The organism is Alphaproteobacteria bacterium (assembly GCA_018667735.1).
In the GTDB taxonomy this organism is placed as follows: domain Bacteria; phylum Pseudomonadota; class Alphaproteobacteria; order Rickettsiales; family JABIRX01; genus JABIRX01.
Genome location: JABIRX010000015.1, coordinates 71727 through 88634, shown reverse-complemented (window position 1 = coordinate 88634; position 16908 = coordinate 71727). Strand labels below are relative to the sequence as shown.

The 16908-nt window shown below is 33.8% G+C and carries 18 protein-coding genes and 5 tRNA genes; 4 read left to right on the top strand and 19 right to left on the bottom strand.

The window, feature by feature from the left end:
• Positions 1-54: 54 nt before the first annotated feature.
• The 13 genes from rplL to HOH73_01715 form a co-directional block, all read right to left on the bottom strand.
• Positions 55-429 (bottom strand): 50S ribosomal protein L7/L12, encoded by a 375-nt coding sequence (gene rplL, locus HOH73_01775; GenBank protein MBT5827588.1) that lies wholly within the window; start codon positions 427-429, stop codon positions 55-57.
• Positions 430-454: 25 nt separating this feature from the next.
• Positions 455-961 (bottom strand): 50S ribosomal protein L10, encoded by a 507-nt coding sequence (gene rplJ / locus HOH73_01770; protein MBT5827587.1) that lies wholly within the window; start codon positions 959-961, stop codon positions 455-457.
• A gap of 8 nt (positions 962-969) precedes the next feature.
• On the bottom strand, positions 970-1662 hold the full coding sequence (rplA, locus tag HOH73_01765) for a 50S ribosomal protein L1 (protein ID MBT5827586.1): 693 nt from the start codon (positions 1660-1662) through the stop codon (positions 970-972).
• 4 nt (positions 1663-1666) lie between these two features.
• On the bottom strand, positions 1667-2098 hold the full coding sequence (rplK, locus tag HOH73_01760; GenBank protein ID MBT5827585.1) for a 50S ribosomal protein L11: 432 nt from the start codon (positions 2096-2098) through the stop codon (positions 1667-1669).
• Between the two features lie 66 nt (positions 2099-2164).
• Positions 2165-2698, bottom strand: coding sequence for a transcription termination/antitermination factor NusG (gene nusG / locus HOH73_01755; protein ID MBT5827584.1), 534 nt, complete (start codon positions 2696-2698; stop codon positions 2165-2167).
• A 1-nt stretch (position 2699) separates the two neighbouring features.
• Positions 2700-2888 carry a preprotein translocase subunit SecE gene (gene secE / locus HOH73_01750; protein ID MBT5827583.1) on the bottom strand — a complete coding sequence of 63 codons (189 nt, stop codon included), beginning with the start codon at positions 2886-2888 and terminating at the stop codon, positions 2700-2702.
• A 17-nt stretch (positions 2889-2905) separates the two neighbouring features.
• Positions 2906-2981 (bottom strand) — tRNA-Trp (locus tag HOH73_01745).
• A gap of 11 nt (positions 2982-2992) precedes the next feature.
• Positions 2993-4177 carry an elongation factor Tu gene (gene tuf / locus HOH73_01740; protein MBT5827582.1) on the bottom strand — a complete coding sequence of 395 codons (1185 nt, stop codon included), beginning with the start codon at positions 4175-4177 and terminating at the stop codon, positions 2993-2995.
• 22 nt (positions 4178-4199) lie between these two features.
• Positions 4200-6281 carry an elongation factor G gene (gene fusA, locus HOH73_01735; GenBank protein MBT5827581.1) on the bottom strand — a complete coding sequence of 694 codons (2082 nt, stop codon included), beginning with the start codon at positions 6279-6281 and terminating at the stop codon, positions 4200-4202.
• A gap of 12 nt (positions 6282-6293) precedes the next feature.
• A complete protein-coding gene (gene rpsG / locus HOH73_01730; protein MBT5827580.1) occupies positions 6294-6764 on the bottom strand; it encodes a 30S ribosomal protein S7 in 471 nt (156 codons plus the stop codon).
• Positions 6765-6784: 20 nt separating this feature from the next.
• A complete protein-coding gene (locus HOH73_01725; GenBank protein ID MBT5827579.1) occupies positions 6785-7156 on the bottom strand; it encodes a 30S ribosomal protein S12 in 372 nt (123 codons plus the stop codon).
• A 114-nt stretch (positions 7157-7270) separates the two neighbouring features.
• Positions 7271-9271, bottom strand: a complete 2001-nt coding sequence (locus HOH73_01720; protein MBT5827578.1) for an acetyl/propionyl/methylcrotonyl-CoA carboxylase subunit alpha — start codon at positions 9269-9271, stop codon at positions 7271-7273.
• Positions 9271-10809, bottom strand: coding sequence for an acyl-CoA carboxylase subunit beta (locus HOH73_01715; protein ID MBT5827577.1), 1539 nt, complete (start codon positions 10807-10809; stop codon positions 9271-9273). Before HOH73_01715 ends, HOH73_01720 begins: the two co-directional genes overlap by 1 nt.
• 143 nt (positions 10810-10952) lie before the next feature.
• Between HOH73_01715 and HOH73_01710 the strand changes: the two genes are divergently transcribed.
• Positions 10953-12416: a hypothetical protein gene (locus HOH73_01710; GenBank protein MBT5827576.1), complete on the top strand. Its 1464-nt coding sequence runs from the start codon at positions 10953-10955 to the stop codon at positions 12414-12416.
• A 5-nt stretch (positions 12417-12421) separates the two neighbouring features.
• On the opposite strand, the gene HOH73_01705 is transcribed toward HOH73_01710, so the two are convergent.
• The 5 genes from HOH73_01705 to argJ form a co-directional block, all read right to left on the bottom strand.
• Complete coding sequence (locus HOH73_01705; protein ID MBT5827575.1) at positions 12422-13279, bottom strand: 4-hydroxybenzoate octaprenyltransferase; 858 nt, start codon at positions 13277-13279, stop codon at positions 12422-12424.
• Positions 13269-13643: an HIT domain-containing protein gene (locus HOH73_01700; GenBank protein MBT5827574.1), complete on the bottom strand. Its 375-nt coding sequence runs from the start codon at positions 13641-13643 to the stop codon at positions 13269-13271. The genes HOH73_01705 and HOH73_01700 overlap by 11 nt, the downstream gene beginning before the upstream one ends.
• Before the next feature lie 54 nt (positions 13644-13697).
• Positions 13698-14393 (bottom strand): orotidine-5'-phosphate decarboxylase, encoded by a 696-nt coding sequence (gene pyrF, locus HOH73_01695; GenBank protein MBT5827573.1) that lies wholly within the window; start codon positions 14391-14393, stop codon positions 13698-13700.
• Positions 14394-14413: 20 nt separating this feature from the next.
• Positions 14414-14487: transfer RNA gene (locus HOH73_01690), tRNA-Cys, on the bottom strand.
• A 59-nt stretch (positions 14488-14546) separates the two neighbouring features.
• A complete protein-coding gene (argJ, locus tag HOH73_01685; protein MBT5827572.1) occupies positions 14547-15728 on the bottom strand; it encodes a bifunctional glutamate N-acetyltransferase/amino-acid acetyltransferase ArgJ in 1182 nt (393 codons plus the stop codon).
• Between the two features lie 104 nt (positions 15729-15832).
• Between argJ and HOH73_01680 the strand changes: the two genes are divergently transcribed.
• From HOH73_01680 to HOH73_01670, 3 genes are all read left to right on the top strand, one after another.
• A tRNA-His gene (locus HOH73_01680) sits at positions 15833-15908 on the top strand.
• A gap of 10 nt (positions 15909-15918) precedes the next feature.
• Positions 15919-16005 (top strand) — tRNA-Leu (locus tag HOH73_01675).
• Between the two features lie 15 nt (positions 16006-16020).
• Complete coding sequence (locus HOH73_01670) at positions 16021-16815, top strand: undecaprenyl-diphosphate phosphatase (GenBank protein MBT5827571.1); 795 nt, start codon at positions 16021-16023, stop codon at positions 16813-16815.
• Positions 16816-16819: 4 nt separating this feature from the next.
• On the opposite strand, the gene HOH73_01665 is transcribed toward HOH73_01670, so the two are convergent.
• Positions 16820-16896: transfer RNA gene (locus tag HOH73_01665), tRNA-Met, on the bottom strand.
• Positions 16897-16908: the final 12 nt, after the last annotated feature.

Sequence of the window (16908 nt, the reverse complement as noted above, 5' to 3'; positions counted from 1 at the left end):
AAAGTTAAAGAAGTAATTAGAGTTAAAATTAAAATAATTAATTATTAAAATTAATTATTTTAACTCTACAGTAGCGCCAGCCGCTTCTAAAGCTTTTTTCATCTTTTCAGCATCTTCTTTTGACAAACCACCTTTGATCTCTTTTGGAGCAGATTCAACTAAATCCTTAGCTTCCTTAAGACCAAGAGCAGTTATAGCTCTAACTTCTTTGATAACATTAATTTTTTTACCACCTATTTCAGACAAAACAACTGAGAATTCAGTTTTTTCTTCTTCAGCAGCATCAGCTCCAGCAGCAGCACCAGCGGCCACAGCTACAGGAGCAGCAGCGCTAACGCCCCAACTCTCTTCCAACAACTTTGATAATTCAGCAGCTTCAACTACTGTTAATGTAGATAAGTCTTCTACTATTTTATTTAAATCAGCCATAAATTTAACCTCAACAATTTATTAATTACTTCTTAGAATATGCTTCAATAACTCTAGCACATTGACTAGCTGGCGCTTGAAGCACACAGGCTAACCTAGTAGCAGGAGTTTGAATCAAGCTAATTAACTTAGCTCTGATCTCGTCAAGAGAAGGCATCTTAGAAATAGAAACTATTTCCTCCTTTCCTATCTGAGATTTGTCGTAAGAACCAGCTTTAATCACTAATTCTTTATTTTCTTTAGCAAAATCAACCATAATTTTTGCAGCAGAAACTATATCGTTTGCAAAAATTAACACGGTTGGACCAGACAAATCATTTGTTATAGATTCATAATCAGTTCCAGACACTGCCAATTTTACTAGAGAATTTTTTGCAACTTTAATCTGCACCTCACTCTTTTTTGCAGAATTTCTTAACGTAGTCATCTGCGCTACAGTTAGACCAGCATAGTGAGCTACTAACAAAATGCTAGTTGCTTTAATTTCTTGGCTTAGCTTTTCAACGAAATTTTTTTTCTCTAATAAGTTCATTTTAAACTCTATTTATTTAATGATGAAATTGATATCTCTAACGAAGGACCCATAGTGGAACCTATAAATACTTTCTTAAGATAGGAACCCTTAACGCCCGTAGGTTTTGCATTCTTTAACGCCGTATATACCGCATCAAAATTATTTTTTATCTTCTGAGCGTCAAAGCTTGATTTACCAATTGCTGCATGTACTAAACCAAATTTTTCCACTTTAAGCTCTACCTGACCTTTTTTAGCGTTCTCAACTGCTTTCTGAACATCATTAGTCACTGAACCTAACTTAGGATTTGGCATCAAACCCTTAGGGCCTAAGATTTTTCCAAGCTGACCAACTTTTGGCATCATGTCTGGTGTAGCTATACAAAAATCGAAGTCAACCTTACCTTGTCTAATCTCATCGACTAAGTCTTCTGCTCCTACCCTCTCAGCTCCTGCTGATATAGCCGCTTCATGCTTTTCAGCTTTAGCTATAACTGCAACCCTAGTATTCTTGCCTAATCCTTCAGGCATACTTACTATCTCTCTGATGTTTTGGTCTTGATGCTTTGGATTAACATTCAAACTAAAAACAACATCCACTGACTCATCAAACTTAGCGGTAGCGTTAGCTTTAACGGTGCTTATTGCATTATCCAACTCATATTGAGCTTCCAAATCTAAGCCTTTTTTTATATTATTTAATCTTTTGTTTTTTGACATTTCCTTAATCTTCTAAAACCTTGATACCCAATGACTTAGCTGTTCCAGCCACCATATTGACTATAGAGTCTAATGGCAAATCTAAATCTTTTTGCTTTACTTCAGCTATTTCTTTAAAGTCACTCTTTTTAACTTCCTTTATCACTTCCTTACCAGTAGTTCCTGAGCCTTTTTTCAAATCAAACTTTTTCTTTATCAAGAAAGACACTGGGGGAGTTTTAGTTACAAAATCGAAAGATCTATCAGCGTAAGCGCTTATTATAACTGGTATAGGCATACCTTTTTCAAACCCTTTTGTAGCATCATTAAACTTGTTACAAAAGTCCATTATATTTAGACCTTTCTGCCCTAGAGCAGGCCCTACAGGTGGGGATGGATTTGCACCACCAGCTGGTACTTGTAGTTTTATTATTCCAGTAACTTCTTTTTTTGCCATAGCTAATATATTTCCTTAAAGAGATGCTTTTTCTATATTGTTTTTACTTAATACGCAAGTTTTTTTTTATATTTTTTCAACTTGGTTAAAATCAAGATTTAGTGGAGTAGCTCTACCAAAAATAGATACTGACACTATAAGCTTCTTTTTTGTCGTGTCTACAGAATCTACAACTCCAGTAAAGCTATCAAATGGACCACCATCTATCACTTTAACTGACTCTGCTATGTCAAATTCAACATCACAACCAAGATCCAAGCTATCATCTTCTAACTGCCCAAATATATTATCTACTTCAGATTTTCTAATAGGAGATGGTTTTCCATTTTGAGAAATAAATCCCGATACTTTAGGAATTTGTTTTATTAAATGCCACAACTCGTTATTTAGATCCATATTTACAAAAACATAACCAGGATAAAAGTTCTTTTCAACTTCTACCTTCTTTCCCTTTTTTATCTGAACTATTTTCTTCAGCGGAACTAGAATATCTTCTATTAGCTGTTCACAGCCAGCTCTTTCAGCTCTCTGTCTAATACCATTTAAAACAGCTTTTTCCGAACCAGAATAAGCTTGTACTACATACCATTTGTAAGACATATTAATTTGAAACCCCTATTATATATGTTATAAACTTTGAAATAAGCAAATCTGCCACTAGAAAAAATACTGAAAATAAACCTACTATTAAAAAAACTGATAAAGTGGATAATATTAAATCCTTTCTTTTTAGCCAAGTTACTTTTAAAGCTTCTTTTTTTGTTTCTTGTAAAAAACTAATTAATTTCATTTTACTATCTTTTTATTTGGCAGGAGCGAGAGGAATCGAACCTCTAACCTCCGGTTTTGGAGACCGGCGCTCTACCAGTTGAGCTACACTCCCAAATTAGAGTATTACTCAATAATTTCACTAACTACACCAGATCCCACAGTACGACCTCCCTCTCTTACTGCAAACCTCATACCCTGAGTCAATGCTACAGAATTAATCAAATTAATTGTCAATTCTATATTATCTCCAGGCATTACCATTTCAGTTCCAGCAGGTAATTCTATACTTCCAGTAACATCCGTTGTACGCATGTAAAATTGTGGACGATAATTACTAAAGAATGCCGTATGACGACCTCCTTCATCCTTAGTCAAAACATATAAACTTGCCTTAAACTTCTTATGTGGTGTAATACTTCCCGGCTTAGCTATAACTTGACCTCTTTGTATATCTTCACGCTTCAAACCACGTAATAAAATTCCAACATTGTCTCCAGCTTGACCTTGATCTAGTAACTTACGAAACATCTCAACACCAGTACATGTACTCTTCTGAGTCTCTTCCGTTATTCCAACTATCTCAACTTCTTCGCCAACCTTCACTATGCCTTGCTCTATTCTACCAGTTGCTACAGTTCCTCTGCCTGAGATCGAAAATACATCTTCAACCGACATTAAGAAATTACCATCTATAGCACGCTCAGGATTAGGAAAATCAGCATCAACCGCTGCCATCAAAGCATCTATAGAAGCCTTACCTAAACCGGCATCGTCTTTTCCTTCTAATGCGCTTAAAGCACTTCCATTTATTATAGTTATATCATCTCCAGCAAAATCATACTGGCTTAACAAATCTCTTACTTCAACTTCAACAAGCTCTAACAACTCCTCATCGTCAACTTGATCACATTTATTTAAATATACAACTAAGTTTTTAACACCTACTTGACGAGCTAATAATATATGCTCTCTAGTTTGTGGCATAGGACCATCTGCTGCACTACATACTAATATAGCTCCATCCATTTGAGCTGCTCCCGTTATCATATTCTTAACGTAATCAGCGTGTCCTGGACAATCAACGTGTGCGTAGTGACGATTCGCAGTCTCATATTCAACATGCGCAGTTTGTATTGTTATTCCTCTTGCCCTCTCTTCTGGAGCCTTGTCTATCTCGTCATAACCCAACTTCTCAGAGCTAAAATATTTCAATATTGCCGCCGTTAATGTAGTCTTACCATGATCAACGTGACCAATTGTTCCTATATTTAAGTGTGATTTATCTCTTTTAAATGTTTCTTTACTCATTTTATACCTTTAAAAATATTAATTATGCTACTTTGGATTTAATTTCATCAGCTATTTGTTGTGGAACTTGCTCATAATGTGCAAATTGCATCGTAAATTGTGCTCTTCCTTGTGACATAGAACGCAACTCATTTACATAACCAAACATTGAAGCTAGTGGAACATGAGAGCTAATAACCTGAGCATTTCCTCTAGGTTCCATACCACTAATTTGACCTCTTCTTGAATTTAAGTCGCCTATTATATCACCCATATATTCTTCAGGGGTTATAACTTCTACTTTCATCACTGGCTCAAGTATTACGGGACCAGACTTAGGGACCGCTTCTCTAAAAGCAGCTTTAGAAGCAATTTCAAATGCTAAAACACTAGAGTCAACATCATGATAAGCGCCGTCTAACAATGTTGCTTTAAAATCAACTACAGGATAACCAGCTAAAACTCCAGCATTACAACTCTGCTCTAAACCTTTTTGTACTCCTGGTATATATTCTTTAGGTACATTACCTCCAACAATCTTGCTTACGAAAGAAAAACCTTCACCTTTTTCATTAGGCTCTAACAATAATTTAATTCTTGCAAATTGACCAGCACCACCAGATTGTTTCTTATGCGTATAATCAACTTCAAAAGATTTAGTTATAGCTTCTCTATAGGCTACTTGTGGAGCTCCAATATTAGCCTCAACCTTAAACTCTCTTTTTAATCTATCCACTATAATTTCTAAGTGCAATTCACCCATACCCTTAAGTATAGTTTGACCACTTTCTTCATCTGAAGATATTCTAAGTGATGGATCTTCAGATGCAAGCCTTCCAAGAGCTAAACCCATTTTCTCTTGATCTGCTGTAGATTTAGGCTCAACTGCAACCTCAATAACTGGCTCAGGAAACTCCATTATTTCTAATATAGCCTGATTATCTTGCATACATAAGGTGTCACCAGTAGTAGTGTTTTTTAAACCAGCAAGAGCTATTATATCTCCTGCCTTCGCTTCTTTTATGTCCTCTCTGTGGTTTGAATGCATAAGCAACATTCTACCAACCCTTTCCTTGTTACGCTTGATAGGATTGTAAATTGTATCACCTGCCTTTAATGAGCCTGAGTAAATACGCACAAAACTTAAAGAACCAACAAAAGGATCAGTCATAATCTTAAAAGCTAAAGCAGCTAAAGGCTCTTTTGGGTCAGCTTTTCTGATTATTTTCTTTTCAGCATCATCTACGTCACTTCCTTCCACTTGACCAATGTCGATTGGAGAAGGTAAATAGTCTACTACCGCATCCAATAGTGATTGTACCCCCTTATTTTTAAATGCTGATCCGCACAAAACTGGAACGAAATCTCTTTTAATTGCACCAGACCTGATACATCTTTGCAAATCTTCATTGGAAATTTCTTCACCAGACAAATATTTCTCGAACAATGAATCATCTTGCTCTACAGCAGCCTCTACTAGCTTTTCTCTGTACTCTTCAGCCTTAGCTTGCATATCAGCTGGTATATCTCCATAAGTAAACTCCGCACCTAAATTTTCATTCTTCCATATTATTTGCTTCATTCTCATCAAATCAACCAAACCAACAAACTCTTCTCCAGAACCTATCGGTAGTTGTAATACTAATGGCTTGGCGGCCAACCTATCTACCATCATGTCAACACAACGATAAAAATTTGCACCAGTTCTATCCATTTTGTTAACAAAACAAATTCTAGGTACATTATACTTGTCAGCTTGTCTCCAAACAGTCTCTGATTGTGGCTCAACACCAGCTACACCATCAAACACTGCAACAGCTCCATCTAAAACTCTTAAAGATCTTTCAACTTCAATAGTAAAATCTACGTGCCCCGGTGTGTCTATTATGTTAATTCTATTACCATTCCAAAAACAAGTTGTGGCGGCAGATGTAATTGTAATACCTCTTTCTTGCTCTTGCTCCATCCAATCCATTGTTGCAGCGCCATCATGCACTTCACCAATTTTGTGAGACTTACCTGTGTAATATAATATTCTTTCAGTAGTAGTTGTTTTACCAGCATCAATGTGAGCCATGATACCGATGTTTCTATAATTATTTAAATCATATTTGAATTCTGCCATAATATCCTCAGTCTACCACCTAAAATGTGAAAAAGCTCTATTTGCTTCGGCCATCTTGTGAGTATTTTCACGAGTCTTCATTGCATGACCTCTACCATTAACAATATCAAGGATTTCTCCAGCAAGACGATCCTGTGAAGCTCTCTCATTCCTTTTACCAATAGCTTCCAGCACCCACCTTATAGCTAACGCTCTAGCTCTAGTTGGCTTAACATCAACAGGCACTTGATATGTTGCACCTCCTACTCTTCTTGATTTAACCTCTATTTTTGGCTCTACCCTAGCTATAGCTTCTTCAAACACTTCTAATGCAGGTTTTTTAAGCTTTTGCTCAACTTGCAAAAAAGCTTGGTAGACTATATTTCTTGCTAATGCTTTTTTACCCTCCTTCATCAGGTTGTTTACAAACTTAGCGACCAACAAGCTGTTATATCTTGGATCTGGATTAATTTTTCTTTTTTCTGCGCTGTGACGTCTAGACATTTTATATTATTTTAAATTTATTATTTAGGTTTTTTTACTCCATAACGAGAACGTGATCTTTTTCTGTCTTGAACTCCTTGAGTATCAAGAGAACCTCTCACTATCTTATATCTAACACCTGGTAAATCCTTTACCCTTCCTCCTCTTATTAATACCACTGAGTGTTCTTGCAAATTATGACCCTCTCCTGGTATGTATGCAATAACTTCATACTTATTAGTAAGTCTTACACGAGCAACCTTCCTTAATGCAGAATTAGGTTTCTTTGGTGTAGTAGTGTAAACCCTGACGCATACTCCTCTTTTTTGGGAGCAATTTGCAAGTGCAGGAGAATTTGTTTTATTAGCAATCCTTTTTCTAGGATTTCTTACTAATTGATTTATAGTAGGCATAAATAATTTATATTTTGTGAAGTTTAAGAAAAATAAGGATTAAATCGTTTTCGTCAAGGAAATTCTTAAGTTTTAGCAAATATAATGTGAGTAAAATTAAAAAAGTAAATTATTTTAGTTAAATTCAATTAATATTTGCTCAGCTTGGACGTTATCACCTTTATTAACTTTAACATCTTTTACTACTGCATCCCTCTCTGCAACAAGTGAATTCTCCATCTTCATTGCCTCAATAACAACTAATTCCATACCAGCCTTAACTTTCTCGCCTTTTCCAACCAGAACATCTATAACTTTACCAGAAATGGGGGCTATTAAAGATTTGTCATTAGACTCCTCAACTTTAGCAGGCATATATTTCATTAACTCAGCCACCCTTGGCGAAACCACAGAAATATTAACAAATCCACCCAAATAATTAAATCTGTATAAATTACTTTTACTCGATTTAGTAAATTTAAGTGAAATGTTAGCACTATCTATTTTAGCCTTAAATAATGGCATACCTGAATGCCAATTCACATCACTTATGAGAATCTCTTTGCCCTGCGCTCTTATTTTAAAGTTGTTATTACCCAAAATCTCTAACTCTACTATATAAGTGTCCTCACCAACACAAACGGCCCACCTAGTATTTACCTCTTTTTCATTACCTGCTATAGATCCAGTAATTTTAGAAACCCTTAATGACTCCATCCACCTAATAATTGTTGAGGCATATATTGCTTCCTTATAATCACTTGAAGCAATCTCAATCATTTTGTATCCATCTGGATATTCCTCGCTTATGTAGTTAGTGGAAAGATCCCCTGATGCGAATCGACTACTAAAAAACATAGATTCTAGAAAGCTAATATTATTTGATATCCCTTCTATTACATACTGCCCTAAAGCCTTTTGCATGTAACTTATAGCCTCATTTCTATCTTTACCATAAGTACATAATTTTGCGATCATAGCATCATAAAACATACTTACCTCTCCTCCTTCATATACACCCGTGTCTATTCTAACATTTTCCGAGGATTCAGGCTCCTGATAAGTACTAATTCTGCCACTCGAAGGTAAAAAGCCCCTAGCAGGATCTTCTGCATATATTCTTGACTCCATCGCCCAGCCTCTCAGCTTTATATCTTCTTGACTAAAGCTTAACTTATCTCCGTTAGCTACATTGATCATCTGCTCAACTAAATCAACACCAGTAATAAGCTCAGTAACAGGATGCTCAACTTGCAACCTTGTATTCATCTCCAGAAAGTAAAAATTATGCTGCTTATCCATGATGTACTCAATAGTACCTGCAGAAAAATAATCTACCTTTTTAACCAGATTAACACTTTGTTTGTACATGTCTTGTCTCACTTTTTCATTCAAAAATGAAGAAGGAGCCTCCTCTATAACTTTTTGGTTATATCTTTGAATTGAACATTCTCTCTCCCCTAAACAAACCACATTCCCATGCTTATCTGCGATAATCTGAATTTCTATGTGCCTTGGCTTTTCTATAAATTTCTCAATAAAAATACGATCATCACCAAAATTATTCTTAGCCTCTAACTTAGCGGAGTCAAATGCCTTGGCAACATCCTCGATTTTATGTACTATTCTCATTCCTCTTCCACCACCTCCGGCAGCAGCCTTAACCATCACAGGAAAACCAACAGATTCAGCTATTTTTTTAGCCTCATTAGGATCCTCAATTATTCCCATGTAACCTGGAACTGTACTTACACCAGCTTCCTTAGCTATTTTTTTGGAAATTATTTTATCACCCATTGACTGAACAGCCTCTACACCCGGACCAATAAAATTTACTCCTATTTTCTCTAACTCCTTAGCAAAACTTGCATTTTCAGACAAAAACCCATAACCAGGATGAACTGCATCTGAACCTGACTCTTGCACAACTTCTAAAATTTTAGCTACATTTAGATAACTTAAATTTGATGGTGAAGGACCTATATAAAAAGCCTCATCAGCCATTTGAACTGCCATAGAGTTCACATCAGCCTCCGAGTAAATAGCTACCGTTTTTATACCTAATTTTCGTGCAGTTTTAATTATTCTAACTGCAATCTCTCCTCTATTGGCTATTAAAATTTTTTTCATTTTCATTACAAAGGTAAGTTATCATGTTTTTTCCAAGGCAAGTTAACCTTTTTATTATGTAAGATTTTCAAGGACCCTATAATTCTTGATCTTGTATTTTGCGGCCTTATCACCTCATCGATATAACCTCTAGAAGCCGCAACAAAAGGACTAGCAAATTTTTCCTTATAATCTTTAGCATGCTGTTCCATTAACTCAGGATCACCAGCATCTTTCCTATGTATGATTTCTACAGCACCTTTAGGTCCCATAACAGCGATTTCAGCATTAGCCCAAGCATAGTTAACATCACCTCTTAAATGCTTTGAATTCATCACTATATATGCGCCACCATAAGCTTTTCTGGTAATTACAGTGATTTTTGGTACTGTTGCCTCAGCATATGCATATAATAATTTTGCGCCATGCTTTATGATACCGTTATGTTCTTGAGAAACACCAGGTAAAAAGCCAGGTACATCTACAAAAGAAACTAAAGGTATATTGAATGCATCACAAAACCTAATAAATCTAGCAGCTTTAGTTGAAGCATTAATATCCAAACAACCCGCCAAATGCATAGGGTTATTAGCCACAAAACCAACTGTGCTTCCATCCATACGGCCAAAGCCTATAATTATGTTTTTTGCATAATCTGCTTTAATCTCGTAAAAATCCCCATGATCAACAACCCTGCTGATTAGCTCAGACATTTTATATGACAAATTTGCGTTCTCAGGCACCAAAGTATTTAATGCTACATCTATTCTATCCACTGAATCTGTATTTTCTATTTTGGGTATCTCACTTTGATTGGAACTTGGTATGTAATTTACCAATTCTCTGATTTTTGCAAGAGCCTCTATGTCATTATCAAATTGAAAGTCAGACACACCTGAAACAGAATTGTGTATTTTAGCCCCTCCAAGCTCTTCCTGAGAAACTTCTTCATGTGTAACCGTTTTTACCACATCTGGACCTGTAACAAACATATAAGATGTTCCTTTAGACATAAAAACAAAATCAGTCAAGGCAGGAGAATAAACAGCCCCTCCAGCACACGGACCCATTATTGCAGATATTTGTGGCACCACACCAGATGATATAACATTTCGTTGAAAAATTTCACCATAACCGCTTAGAGAATCAACACCTTCTTGTATTCTAGCACCCCCTGAATCATTTATGCCTATTACCGGCGCGCCAACCTGAGTTGCTTTATCCATTATATTGCATATCTTTCTGGCGTTAGTTTCACTCAAAGAACCTCCCAAGACAGTAAAATCCTGACTATATACAAAGACTAACCTACCATTTATGGTGCCTTGACCTGTAACAACACCATCCCCCGGTATTTTATTATTCTCCATACCAAAGTTGGTACAACGATGCTCTACATACAAGCCGTACTCCTCAAATGATTCTGGATCTAGTAAAACCTCAATCCTTTCTCGCGCGGTTAACTTTCCCTTAGCATGTTGAGTCTCTATTCTTTTAGCTCCTCCACCCTGTCTTGCTAATTGTCTTTTTTTTGCTAATTGCTTAACTACAGAATAATCTTTCATAATATTTTATAATTTAAAGATTAGTTTTTATTATATAATTTCACCTCTGTCAAATTAACTTTTTATAAGTATAAATTTAATACTTAACAATTTAATTTTTTGTTGTAAGATTGAGACTTAAGCTATTGAATTTATATGTAAAAATGAAAAATAAAATTGATTACAACAAAAATATTGATCTTCATATAACAGATCTAAAACATGTTATTGGTAACGATAATGCCAAAGAAGATCTTAGAAGATTCGCTCACCATATAAGAAATTTTGAATATAGTGGTGAGTATCATAATGATAAATCTAAATTACTTATTAAAGCAGAAATTATTAAAGCAATTTATAAATTGTGTGAAAATAGCGAAGAAAATTTAGACAATATAAAAAAAATACTGCATAGAATCTTTCAATTAAATCTTAAAATTTACGAAAATAAAGCTGCTCATGATTTAGTTGCAAATATGCTAGCTGAGCAAATTTCTAACCTAGATTCTGAAAATAAATTTTCTGTTTTAATAATTAAAGCACAAGAAAATCACTTTTCAGTGATAATAGAAAAATTATTTGATAAGCTTGAACATAAGGATATTAACTTAATTAGCAGCTTACTTATAAATCTTTGTTATGGAAATTTTACAAAAAACGAAATATTTAAACAGCTAAATAAGGCAGTAAAACAATATCCTAACTTTCCTATTAGAATTCACTTAATTGACAAAAATATTAATGGTAAAAATATTATCAACTTATATGACAGGGAAAAGCATGCAAATATAAGAATATATAATTTTTTTAGTCAAAGAATTACCACCGGCTACTGTAAACTATATTACAACTCCAACAAGATACCTAATTTACTAAGCTTGAATATAGTCCATTCTATATCTTATATTTTAGCAAAACTAAACCTAAAAGTTAATCTTACTGGCAAGAAAATAGAAAGCACTTTGAAAAGCAATAATAATAATTTAATTTTTCAAGATAATGTGAATAACATTATTGAGTATACTTTAGACAGATTAGCAAGTGAGGATAAATTTGTAATAGGCTCGCTAGATCGTAAATTTAATTTAAATAAAAGAGTTAAAAACAAACCAGCTGAAGTAAAACAAATTAATATCAATGAATTAGATCATGAAGGACTACTAAACCTTAAGCAGACTGTTGACCAAAGAATAAAAATTGTAAATAAGGTCAATCAAATGATTGATAATTTAGAGTCTGATAAGTTTGAATTATTTTTAGAAGAAAACCAAAAACTAATACCCCAATTAATCATTGATCAAGCTAAGCTCAAAAGAGCTAAAGCTTTTTACAAAAAAGGATTGCAATATGACCAGAATCATCAACCTAATTCTGCAGTAGAGATGTATGGAGCGGCAATTAATTTAGATAATAAATTTAAAGAAGCATTCATATCTCGTGCCCTTAATTATTATAAAAGAGAAGATTTTGATAATGCCATCAAAGATTTTTCTAAAATTACAACATTAGATAACTCTAATATTAATGCCTATCATTTAAGAGGAATATCATACGCTAAAACCAACTTATTAGCATTAGCAATTAAAGATTTTAACACTATTTTGAATATAGAGAAGAAAACTAAATAGCTAATTTAGTAAATATAATTAGCTGCTAAGAAAATCAAATTAACTGCTAACAAAAAATAACCATTTGCGTTAAAAAATAAGCCACATTGATCTTTGTTATTTAAGTCTAAAAAGTTAACCAAATAAAAAACAAAAAGGAAAAGAAACTCTAAAGATAGAAAAAACAGAATCTTAAACCCAAGAGATAAACCAATAAATAATAAACCTAGCATAAAAACTAGATAACAAAAGAAGATGATATTCTTGCTATTTTGTCCAAATGATATAGCTGTAGAATTTAACTTCAACATTATGTCATCTTTTTTATCTTGATGAGCATATATAGTATCATAAGCTACGGTAAGAAATGCAAATGATAAATATAAAATCATGATTTCTGTACTTACATAACCTTTAATTTCATAAGCTGCGATCAAAATTCCTAAATTAAAAGTTAATCCTAAAAATAATTGAGGATATATAAAAAAACGCTTCATCAAAGGATAGAAGAATATGGGTACTATAATAAATATTGACCTAATTAATGTCTCAAATTTTAAAAACATAGCTAAATAAAGTCCTAACAATAATAGTATTACAAGCAAAATTATAGCTTCTAATATTGTCAATTTACCCGATGCTAAAGGTCTGTTCTTTGTTCTAGCTACTTTTTGATCAAACTTAACATCTAGCAAATCATTTATTACACAACCAACTGAGCGCATAATGAATGATAAACATACAAATATTGCTAAGATATCTAAATATAAAAATTCACTATCTAAAATTATAAATACTAATAATATGGGCAGTAATAATAATATTGTGCCGATAGGTTTATTTAACCTAATTAAAGATGTGTATAAAATAAGCTTATCTAGCATGATTATCTCCTGCAAGCAAACCACCAAGCCTTTCTCCCGCAAGTATATGTATATGAAAATGATCTACTGTCTGGGATGCATCTTTACCATGATTTGATATTATTCTATAACCTGCATCGATCATGTTGTAATCATGAGTGATTTTTCTAACTATTTTAAAAAAATGAACTACCTCAAAATCATCTGCTTTATGGATAAAATCATCAAAAGAAATATATTCACCCTTAGGTACAACCAAAATATGCTTACTTGCCGCAGGATTAATATCATTGAAAGCTAAAACTTTTTCATCTTCAAAAATTTTAGCACAAGGTAACTCCCCTCTTATAATTTTAGCAAAAATGTTATTTTTATCATATAGCATATATTACCTAATCTTAATATTCTTATCATGCAAAATTATCATAATAGCTAGGCTTTAACTTACTAGAGATGAATCAAAATATTCGACCCTTTCCAATATTGAACTTCCTGCCTTTGTTATAGATCTTCCCATAACCAAATAATCACTACCACTTATTAAAGCCATTTTAGGGGTCATTATTCTTTTTTGATCGCCTTTATCATCAGAATCAAATCTAATTCCAGGAGTTATTAATTTTAATTTTAAACCATTTTCTTTTAGAAGCTTTACTTCCAGTGGAGAGCAAACCATGCCCTGCAAACCAGAATCTTCAGCTAATTTAGCAAATTTTAATACTTGATCTTTTATTTCACCTAAGAAACCAAGTTCATTAAATTGTGGCTGATTCATGGAAGTTAAAATTGAAACGCCTAAAATCATAGCATTACTATCTTTTGCTAGATTTGCGGACCACTCTAACATTTCTCTTCCACCACTTATGTGGATGGTTAAAAATTTTACTCCTAAATTTAAAGATTGTTTAACTGCTTCTTTTGTGGTGTTTGGAATATCGTGAAATTTCAAATCTAAAAATATTTCTACGCCCTGATCTTTAATTGCAGCTATGGCTTCTGGCCCATTTGCGACAAAAAATTCTAAGCCTAACTTCACAGCAGCTACTTTTCCACTTAGCTGCTTTGACCATTTAATAGCTTGCTCTAATTCCGGGGTATCAAGAGCTACTATTAGGTTTTCTTTAGCTGTAGGCATATTTAAATAAATAAAATAAATGGAGGCCGGAGGCAGAATCGAACTGCCGATAGAGGATTTGCAGTCCCCTGCATTACCACTTTGCTACCCGGCCCAATTGCAGGTAAATATAATATTAATTCTATATACTAGTCAAGTAAATAAGAAAATTGACTAACTTCTGTAATCTGCATTTATTTCTATATATCCTTTTGATAAATCTGAGGTCGTAGCTATGAATTGATTTTCTCTCTCTGCTAAACCTAAATCCACATAGATATTTACTAAACTTTCTTTCATATAAAGAGAGGTTGAAGTTGCTTCATCATATACTGGGTTTAATTCACCATTTAAAACTATGTTAGTACCACCTATATTCAAACAAAACTTCTCCAAATCAAGCTCCTCTTTAGCTTTACCCACAGCCATTACGATTCTACCCCAATTTGGATCTTCACCATTTAATGCAGTCTTGACTAAGGGGGAGTTAGCAATAGACATTGCTACATTTTTAGCAGCAGAAACTGATTTTGCTCCTTTAACGTGAATTTTTGCAGTTTTTGTTACTCCCTCACCTTTTGCAACTATTTCATTGCAAATTTGCGCCATTAAACTCAATAAATCTTGCTTAAACTGTGTTAATTCTTCTAAATTTACCTTTTTATTTTCGGCCTTACCTGTAGCAAAAATCATAGCTGTGTCATTAGTTGACATATCCCCATCAATTGTAAATGCATTGAAGGTCTTTTCTATATTCTCACTAAATATTTTTTGTAATATATCATTCTCAATCTTTGCATCAGTAAAAAAATAAGCAAGTACTGTTGCCATGTTCGGAGCTGCCATACCTGCTCCTTTAGCAATCGCTTCTATCTTTACTTTTGTTCCTGCAATTTCTGAGGTAATTTCAGCTGTTTTTGCTGCACTGTCAGTCGTTAATATTGCCTCACTTGCCAAGCTTAAATTAGCCTCGCTAAGATTTTCTTTTAAGTAATCTAGCTTATTTATAATTTTTTTGTAGGGTAACTTCTCGCCTATCACTCCAGTAGAAGAAATTAAAACCTCATCTTGTTTTATTGCAAATTCTTCTGCTACTGCTTTAGTGATATTTAAGACTGCCTCTTTACCGTGCTTGCCTGTAAAACTATTTGCATTACCTGAATTTACAATCAAAGCTCTGGGTAGTGTCTTTTTCAATAAAACAGCCTTATCCCAATCTAGTGTGGGTGATACTATATAAGATGTAGAGAAAGCCGCAGCATATGTTGTGTTTTTAGGTAATATTGCAAGCATTAAATCTTTTGCGCCATTATTCTTTATTCCTGCTGAACAAGCAGAAAAAGTTACTCCAGTCATATTTAAAACTATAAAATTTATTAAATAATTTCATATTTTTAATATATGGCAATCAAAATATTGACCTTGTGTAATTTTATCTATAGTATGCATCGAATATTGTGGCGGGCGTAGCTCAGCTGGTAGAGCAACAGGTTGTGGTTCTGTAGGTCGTCGGTTCAAGACCGATCGCTCGCCCCATTATTTACTTGCTCCTGTGGTGGAATTGGTAGACGCGGTAGACTCAAAATCTATTGTTCTTATGAACGTGCCAGTTCAAGTCTGGCCAGGAGCACCAACTATTTAAAAAAGCATGGATATAATTGTAATTTTTAAAGCCATATTACTAGGTGTTATTGAAGGTTTAACTGAGTATTTACCAGTATCCTCCACTGGACATTTAATATTAATAGGCGAGCAGCTCAAATTTAATCATGTTCCAGATATGATCTTTGAAACCTCAATACAATTTGGTGCCATCTTAGCTGTTATTGTATTTTATAAACAAAAAATTAAAGATATTTTCTTTAATTTTTATCATAAATCCAAAGAACAAGATCTTGTTATAAATCTATTTATCGCATTTTTACCAGCAGCGATAATAGGTTTACTAACTCATAATTTAATAAAAACCTATTTATTTAATAGCCATATCGTGGCAATATCACTTATTTTTGGTGGCGTCATTATGATCGTAATTGATTATATGAAGCTCAAATTACATACCAGAAATATTTATAATATTTCTAAAAAACAAGCTTTATCAATTGGCTTATTTCAATGCCTCGCCATGATACCTGGTATGTCCAGATCTGGAAGCACTATTATTGGTGGCATGTGCGCCGGACTTTCTAGAGCTACAGCTGCAGAATTTTCATTCTTTCTTGCTATACCTACAATTCTAGCAGCTAGTCTTTATGATTTAGTTAAAAATTATAAATTACTAAGTTTAGAACATCTTAATATTATTGCCATTGGATTTGCCACTTCTTTTGTTATTGCTCTATTTGTCGTAGCGTTTTTTATTGAAATGATTAAGAAATATGGTTTCAAACCATTTGGTATTTATCGTATAATACTTGGCTTTATAATCATATTATACCTCTAAATATTGGTAGCGAGGGAGGGACTTGAACCCCCGACACAAGGATTATGATTCCTCTGCTCTAACCACCTGAGCTACCCCGCCATTTAGAAGATA